The organism is Streptosporangium sp. NPDC006013, assembly GCF_040614275.1.
Taxonomy (GTDB): Bacteria; Actinomycetota; Actinomycetes; order Streptosporangiales; family Streptosporangiaceae; genus Streptosporangium.
This window is the reverse complement of sequence record NZ_JBEXUE010000487.1, coordinates 1-7409: the sequence shown is the minus strand read 5'-3', so window position 1 is coordinate 7409 and position 7409 is coordinate 1. Positions and strand designations below refer to the sequence as shown.

Genomic DNA, 7409 nt, shown 5'->3' with positions numbered 1-7409 from the left:
CGAGGTGGCCCGGATGGTTCGCGAGCCTCAGCCCACCGACCGGCGGCAGTTCCAGGAGATTCAACTGCTCGCCCGCAAAGCCTAGGCAGGGGCTGCCTGACCGAACACATGAGCGCATTCAACCTGCCGGACGGGGAGCCGTCAGGCTCCAGGCGTCGATTCGTGATCAGGTGACGTGCTGCCGGCGATCACGATCGACTTTCGTCCTTCATTCGGGGACGCGTGCTGTTCCAGTGAACATGCCGGAGAGCCGGGATCGAGTTCGGGTCGAATTTCAACCGGAGCCGGACGAGGATGGTCCTGGGGTGACGTGGCGGAATTCGGCCGATGAGCCGTGCGAGCAAGGAGAAATGAGTTCGGCGGGTCAGGGGGAGGAGGGGGAAGGCTTGTCGGGGCGAAAGCATGGCGAGCTCACTGAGAACAAAATTTGCAAGGTGGAGTTTCGCTTGGCCGTATCGAGAGCGAGGCGAAAGTCATCGCCGGTCCTGCCAGACAATCTAGGCTTTCCCTTATCGAACGCGTATTCGTTTGTAATCTTATGTCCTGCCCCCTCCCAGTTCGCTCGAATATGTCGAGCCGCCTCGACGAGACGCTCCTTGGGAATCCCTGTCAGGTAGTAAATTCGAATGACATAGATATCCCCGGTGAGGATGTTCCCCTCATTCGGGATGCAGGGGTGGTCAGCGAGACTCGTGGGGTAAAGGTCCAGGCCGGGAGCCGGCATAACTCCGGTGAGGGCCGAGCGGATGAGCTCCTCCACCCGGGTGAGGGCCTGGGCCTCGGACATATTCGGCCCATCATTCATCTTTGACTCCTTCGCGCAGCCGCTGGGCCAGCTGACCATCATCAACGCGGTGAGTGCCGCGAGTACGTGTAATCGCCGTGCCATGAGTTCCTCTCGCAGTTCGCGTGGCCGTTCGGCGGCTAGCTTAATTGGCGCCTCGCGCGATTTTTTTGCGACGTTTACATTTATGAAGATAAATCTGATGGCCGAAGAAAAGGTGCGAATATTTTCTGGACGTCATCAAATTCTCCGGCGATAACGTGGCCGATGTTAATTAGGGAATCAGAATTGTCCATCCAGTAGTCGGAGTGGCCGCCCTCGCCGGCGCGGAAGCGGATGGCGCCGAATTCGGGGGAGTCCGGATCTCCACCGAACCGCCCGAGCTTGGCGACAGGGTCATTGTCACTGGCCCCTACCCACACATGACTGCCCACACCCAGCTCGGTGGCCTGGGAGGTGCCGACGCCGGGGCTGCCGACGAACACCAGGTCATCGGCGAACGTTCCGGGAGGGCGTAGCGTGGCGGCTTTTCCGGTGGTCAGCGAGCCGTAGCTGTGGCCGACCATGGTCAGACGGGCCGGTACGGCGAGGTCATGGGTGGCGTGCAGCCCGTCGGTGAAGGAGGCCAGTTCCTGGGCGCCCTTCTCGGCGGCACCGTCCGCGGCCACCGTATGGCCCGGGGTGATCAATCCGAGGTCGAGCTGCGGAGCGTCATAGCCGAGCCACGCGATCGAAGCCGTCTGTTTTCCGTCGGCAAACATGTCTGCCGCACTCCAGGTGCGCAGGGCGCGGTCGAAGTCGGCGGCGCCGACCTCGACCTGGGTGGTGAATCCCGGCACATAGGTGGTGATGTTGTGTGCCCTGTCGGGGTCGCCGTACGACACCACCGCGCGGCCGTGCGCGTTCACCGCGTCGAAGGCGAGCAGCAGCGCCGGGGGGAAGCCGTTCCGGCCTCCCTTGGCGAGGGCCGCTCTCACCTCCTGGACTCTCTTCAGCATGAGGGAAACCCGCTCTCTGGCCACCTCCAACCCCGCGCGCCCTTCTCCAGAGAACACGATCCACCCGGCTTTCTCCGTGAAACCGGACAGCATCGTGGTCAACCGTTTCTCCTCCTGGTCGAGAAAGGTCCGGTTGAGTCTGTCGCGGGTGGCCGAGGGCAGCCCGTTCAGTGAGCCGACCAGGCCCGGAGCCGCGCTGGTCAGCTCCTTCGCGGTGGCCGGACTCAGTGTCTTCCACCAGGCGCTGACCCGCTGCGCCAAGCCGGCGTCTTTTCCCTCCCGCTGGAGTTTCAGTATCCCCTCCAGGGCTTTGGCATCGCCGCCGCTCGCGCGGGAGAGCAGGTCCCTGGCCTTGTTCGGCGCGGTGTCGAACGCGCCGAACAGCCCGTACGCCGCCGCTCCCGCGCCGATCGTGCCCATGGCGAGGAACGGTCCTTGCACGGGAAGCCCGTTCTCGGCGATCGGCGTCACGCGCGTGATGGTCTTCAGACGCTTTCGCAGATCTCTGGTCTGAGTCTCGGCCCAGGCTCCGATGGAGCCGATCGCGGGGCCGGCGCCGGGGGCCACGCACAGCACCGAGCAGGCGCTCTGCAGTTGGGATCCGGCCTCCATCAGCGGGTCGCCGGCCCGGTCGAGTTCTCTGATGAGGAGTTCCATCTGGTCGACGTCTATCCCCCTGAACCCGCCGGCACCCGCACTCATGCTCGTTTGGAGCGGGGTGATCACCCGTAGCTGCGGGGGAGAGGCCCCGCCCTGGCGCACGATCATCGCGGCGATTTCGTCCAGCGCCGTCTGGAACGCCTGCTGAAGCCGTACGCGGTGGGAGAACAGTTCTTTGGTGAAATAGGACGCTCCGCCACCCGCCCAGGTATTGGTCTGCATCACCTGGGACGCTCTGTTCAGCGCGGGTGCGTTGGCCTGCGCGAGCTCGGCCACTCTGCGATATGCCTCGATTGCGTATTTCGCGGTCGAAGTCATATCGGAGGACGTCACCGATGCATCTCATCATGAATAGACTTGCTGGTCCATTCTTAATAAGCGAGCATCATTCTCGCTGTGGGTGATCTGCCGGATATCGGCGAACCGATATCCGGCCCACGGTTCATCCGCTCCTGATCTCGGCGCCAGGATCTGTGGATATCTGAGTTAAGGATGCGGTGCCGGGCGCAGGGCTCCGCCGGCGAACCCGCGCTCGTCCAGCAACGGGGCGTGGCGCTGGCGACGCTGCTGGGACGGGTGCGGCACACCGCCGATTCCGCCCGGATCGACGAGGCGTACGCGGAATCCCGGCTGCTCCTCGACGAACTCCGCAGCGTGGTGTGGCAGGTCTACCCCACCGTCCTCGACACGCTGGGGCTGCGGGCCGCGCTGACGGAGGTGGCGGAGCGCTCCGCCGTACCGGCGACCGTCCGCCACGCGCTCCCCGACCGGCTCGCGCCGGGGATCGAGACGGCCGTCTACTTCGTGGCCAGGGAGGCCATCACCAACGCGGACAAGCATGCCGGAGCCCGTACGATCACAGTCGATCTACGAGCGGGGGAGGGGGAGGTGATCGTGACGATCTCCAACGACGGCCGTGGCGGCGCCTCTCCTGACGTACGGCGGATGTCCGTTCACTTCTTGGCGAACGTCCAGCGGATCCCCGCGCTGTGGATGGCCAGGGTCAGCGGGTGACGGGGGCCGTGGACGCGGCTGTAGAGCTTCTCGATCCTGTCGTACTCCCGGATGGCTCCCGTCACGTCACCCGACTGCCCGATGAGCTCGGCCCGCTCCGCCTGGGCCTCCAACGTGCTGGGGGCGTCCGGACCGGGAAAGGTGTTCAGCCGCTGAATCCGCACGTCGGCGGTGCGCAACCGCTCGATGAAGCCCGGATCCACATAGGGGCCTACAGCCGTAGGAGTGTCATCGCCCCCGGAGCCGCCGCCGACCCGGGGCGTGGGAGGGTGGATGAGCCTGGAGATCTGCTCGATCACCTCTTGCGCGTCGCCGGAACGTTCGGCCGGAGACTTGGCGAGCAGGCGGACGGTGAGCCGGTCCAGCACCTCGGGGATGCCGGAGCGGTGCTGGGCCAGGGGGACCGGAGAGGCGTGAAGGTGCTTGTCCCGAAGGCGCGTCCAGTCCGTGTAACGCCACGCGAATCCGAACGGGGGCTGCCCGGCGAGCATCTCGTAGAGCACACACCCAAGCGCGTACAGGTCGCTCAGATGGTCGCCCGGGTGCTCGTGCCATCTCTCGGGAGCCAGGTAGGCGTAGGAGCCGGTGGGGCGGCGGTCCTCGGGAAACGCGGTGAACGTCGAGTCGATGAACCGGGCGATGCCGAAGTCGACGAGCGTGACGTTTCCCGCGGGGGAGACCATGATGTTGGCCGGTTTGACGTCGCGGTGGAAGACACCCTCCCTGTGCGCGTGAGCGAGTCCCTCGCAGATCTGCCCGGTCCAGTGCAGGACCCGCTCCAGCCGGGGCAAGGGCTCGCGGCGCAGCACCTCCTGCAGCGAGTCGCCCTCGATCCATCCCATGATGAGGTAGGGGCGACCGTCATGGTCGGCGGCGTCGTGGAGGGCGGCGATCCGGTCGCTGGGCGACAGCAGGCGCAGTACTCGGATCTCCCGCTCGTATCGCTTCGCATCGTCCATGAGGAGCAGCTTGGCCGCGACGTGGTCGCCGGTCTTCCGATCACGCGCCTGCCACAGCAGTCCCTGTCCACCTTCTCCTGCCTGGCGGAGGAGTTCGTACCTGCCACCCAGCACCGTGCCGGCTTCCATGGGTTCCCCTCGTCGTGGCGTAGTCGCTCAGCGGTGCTTGTCCGACCGGAGATCCGCGAGGCATTCCTGGAGTTCGTGGAGCCCGGTGGCGGTGGCGGTGTTCCATCTTTCGAGGAGAACGGTGCTCTCCTCGACCGCTCCGCGCAGACTGTGGCGCGCCCGGCGCTTCTCCTCCCGCGTCTGTTCGCTGATCCGTTTCCGCTCCCTCGGCACGCGGCCGAGTTCCGGCAACGCCCATACGACGCCGAGGAGGCCGAAAAGCAGGAACATCCACGCGGCCACCCCGTCGGCGACGGGGAAGGAGAGCAGTGCGGCCACCAGGCCGACACCTCCGACACCCAGCCGGACGGTGTCGTACCGGACCCGCTCCGCCGCTCTCTCGATGTGCTTGCACAGGTCGTCGGCCAGCCGATCGGCCTGGTCCCCCTCGGGCGTCTCCGCGTCGATCTCGCGTCGCCAGTTCGGCCACCGTACCTGCGTGACCTGCACGCGCGCCGGCCGGTGCTCGGTCGCCTGCGCTGTGACGGACTGCCCGGCGGCGATGATCCATCCGCCGGCGTAGGCGAGCGCGAGGCGCTGGGCCCGCTCACCGATTCCGCACTTCTCAGGGGCGAACGCGGCACGGGTCAGCAGGGTCGGCAGGTCGATCGTCTCGGAGAGGGGATCGCTCAGCTCGGAGACCGCCTGTGCGGTCCCGCCGTTGCCGCCGCTCTCGACCACGAGCTCCGCCTGGCGTATGGATCTGAGGTATCCCAGTTCATCGGGGCCCGGGTGCTTGATGAGCGCCTCGATCGCATGCCGGATGTGGTCGTACTCGGAGCGGGGCCCGCTCTCAACGACGGCGAAGCGGTTGCGGAAATGCGTGGCCACGGCCCCGCACGCTGTGGCTTGTTTCCAGCCGTCTTCGATGCGCTGCCACTGCCCTTCGGCCAGCTGCCGGAGCCGGAGGTAGTCCTGGCCGGGCAGCGGGGCGTGGTAGGCGAGGAGTTGCCGGCGGCATGCGTCACGCTGGGAGCTGTAGGTGGGATTGGTCGCGTCCGTCAATGAATCGATCTCCTCCGCCCATCTGCTCAGCCTCTCCTTGGCGTAGGTCAGGGCCTTCTCCCCGAGTTCCTCCTCCGCCAGGGCGTTCAGCACGTGGAAGAACTCGCCGCCGAGCGCACGGGGGTTGAGCGATTCCAGGTAGCGGCTCATGCTCCGGGCGGCCGTCTTCTCGTCTCGGCGCAGGGAGTGCACAAGGGCGAGGAACAGCGTGCTACGGCTCTTGTCCGCGGCCGTCGCCAGGCTCCACGCCTGGTTGCGCAGTTCCTCTTCCTCCAGCAGTTCAGCGGCGACGGCGACCACAGCGGGGCCGAGCCAGTACTCCCCGGTGCTGAGCATCTGCGTGCTAACCGCCTGCCGTACCGTCTCCGAAGCCAGCGTGCGATCGCGGATCGCAGCGGCAACGAGCTCGGTGATCAGGCTTCTCGCGAGCCGGCGCGTGTGGTCCCGGGAGGCGAACTCCTCCTTCATCTCGGCCTTCAGCCGGTGCAGCTCGGCCCATGCTTCGGCTCTGCTGGCGTTGAGCTCCACCTGCGCGCGCAGGTCGTTCACCGACCGGGCGACAGCCTTGAGCTCCTTGGCCAGAAGCGCCTGGCCCTCCCGCAACTGCGTGACCTGTTTGCCGAGATCCTCGGTGGACTTCGTCATCGACTTCAGCTTGTCCATGACGCCGGTGTTGTGCTCTGTCCAGCTCAGGGCCAGCGGCTTCATGGAGGACTTCACGGTCCGCTCCACCGCCGCCGCGAGGTCATCTCTGTCCGTGGTCACACACTCTCCTGGTTCACCGCCGGGGCCGTGAGGCTTTTAACAGTCGGAAAACGTGACATGAGACGCCTTATTCATAGCTGGCGCCGTATCCGCCTGCAAGATGGGGATGAGGGAGTGGTTGCCGCTGCCGAGGCTGACCGCCGGCGGGATGCCGTGGTCACCCTGACCTTGGCTGAATGCTCCAAACCAGAAGAATTCGGGGCAAATGTGATCTTAATGTCATAAAGATCGGCCATTGTGGAGGAGTGCGAACGTGGCTCAGTGATCAAGTTAGGAAGCGGCTGGGTACGTTTGGCCTGATTGTGCCCTCCATCGCGCAGTGTGCCGTGGGCGCCGCGCTGGCCTGGATCGTTGCCGTTCATCTGCTCGGCCACACCCACCCCCTCTTCGCGCCCATCTCCGTGATGATCTGCGTGGGTGTGGGGCTCGGTCAGCGGCTGCGCAGGGTGGTCGAGCTGGTGGTCGGTGTCAGTCTGGGCGTGGGCATCGGCGACCTGCTGGTGTCGTGGATCGGCTCGGGCCCCTGGCAGATGGCGATCGTGATCGCGCTGGCGATGAGCGTCGCGGGGCTGCTGAACAGCGGTGAGCTGTTCGTGTCGCAGGTCGGGTCGTCCGCGGTGCTGGTCGCCATGGTGGTGCCGGGCGAGGATGTCGGCGGGCTGGACCGGATGGCCGACGCGCTCACCGGCGGCGTCATCGGCATCGCCGCGGTCGCTCTGCTGCCCGCCAGCCCGCTCACCATCGCGGGCAGGCATCTGTCCGGCGTGCTCGACGCCTTCTCCACCATGCTGGAGCAGGCGGCGGAGGCGATCGAGAAGGGCGATCTGGACCTGGCCGCCGAGGCCCTGGAGGGCGGACGCAGGACCCAGACGGCGGTCGAAGAGTTCGAGGCGGCGCTGGAGAACAGCAAGGAGATCATCATGATCTCGCCGCTGCACTGGCATCACCGGGCCAGACTGACCAGGTACGAGACCGCTGCCGTACCGGTGGATCTGGCGCTGCGCAACGCGCGGGTGCTGGTCCGCCGCACGCTCGCGGCGCTGGGTGAGGCCGGCC

At 66.4% G+C, this 7409-nt stretch carries 6 protein-coding genes; 2 read left to right on the top strand and 4 right to left on the bottom strand.

Features of this window, described 5'->3' with window-relative positions:
* Positions 1-364: 364 nt before the first annotated feature.
* Together ABZ260_RS42545 and ABZ260_RS42540 are read right to left on the bottom strand one after the other, a co-directional pair.
* Complete coding sequence (locus ABZ260_RS42545) at positions 365-805, bottom strand: hypothetical protein (RefSeq protein WP_355629198.1); 441 nt, start codon at positions 803-805, stop codon at positions 365-367.
* 164 nt (positions 806-969) lie between these two features.
* Positions 970-2718, bottom strand: a complete 1749-nt coding sequence (locus ABZ260_RS42540; RefSeq protein WP_355629195.1) for an alpha/beta hydrolase — start codon at positions 2716-2718, stop codon at positions 970-972.
* Between the two features lie 216 nt (positions 2719-2934).
* On the opposite strand from ABZ260_RS42540, the gene ABZ260_RS42535 reads away from it, so the two are divergent.
* Entirely contained in the window at positions 2935-3456 is a 522-nt protein-coding gene (locus ABZ260_RS42535; RefSeq protein ID WP_355629192.1) for an ATP-binding protein, read from the top strand.
* On the opposite strand, the gene ABZ260_RS42530 is transcribed toward ABZ260_RS42535, so the two are convergent.
* On the bottom strand, positions 3396-4544 hold the full coding sequence (locus tag ABZ260_RS42530) for a serine/threonine-protein kinase (RefSeq protein WP_355629188.1): 1149 nt from the start codon (positions 4542-4544) through the stop codon (positions 3396-3398). The two genes, ABZ260_RS42535 and ABZ260_RS42530, sit on opposite strands and share 61 nt — an antisense overlap.
* A gap of 27 nt (positions 4545-4571) precedes the next feature.
* Complete coding sequence (locus ABZ260_RS42525) at positions 4572-6353, bottom strand: hypothetical protein (protein WP_355629185.1); 1782 nt, start codon at positions 6351-6353, stop codon at positions 4572-4574.
* 302 nt (positions 6354-6655) lie between these two features.
* Between ABZ260_RS42525 and ABZ260_RS42520 the strand changes: the two genes are divergently transcribed.
* On the top strand, positions 6656-7409 hold a 754-nt coding region (locus tag ABZ260_RS42520), incomplete at its 3' end, for an FUSC family protein (protein WP_355629182.1).

Coding starts and splice junctions, on each gene's coding strand:
- ABZ260_RS42535 (WP_355629192.1), top strand. CDS start 2,935: ATGCGGTGCCGGGCGCAGGGCTCCGCCGGCGAACCCGCGCTCGTCCAG.
- ABZ260_RS42545 (WP_355629198.1), bottom strand. CDS start 805: ATGAATGATGGGCCGAATATGTCCGAGGCCCAGGCCCTCACCCGGGTG.
- ABZ260_RS42530 (WP_355629188.1), bottom strand. CDS start 4,544: ATGGAAGCCGGCACGGTGCTGGGTGGCAGGTACGAACTCCTCCGCCAG.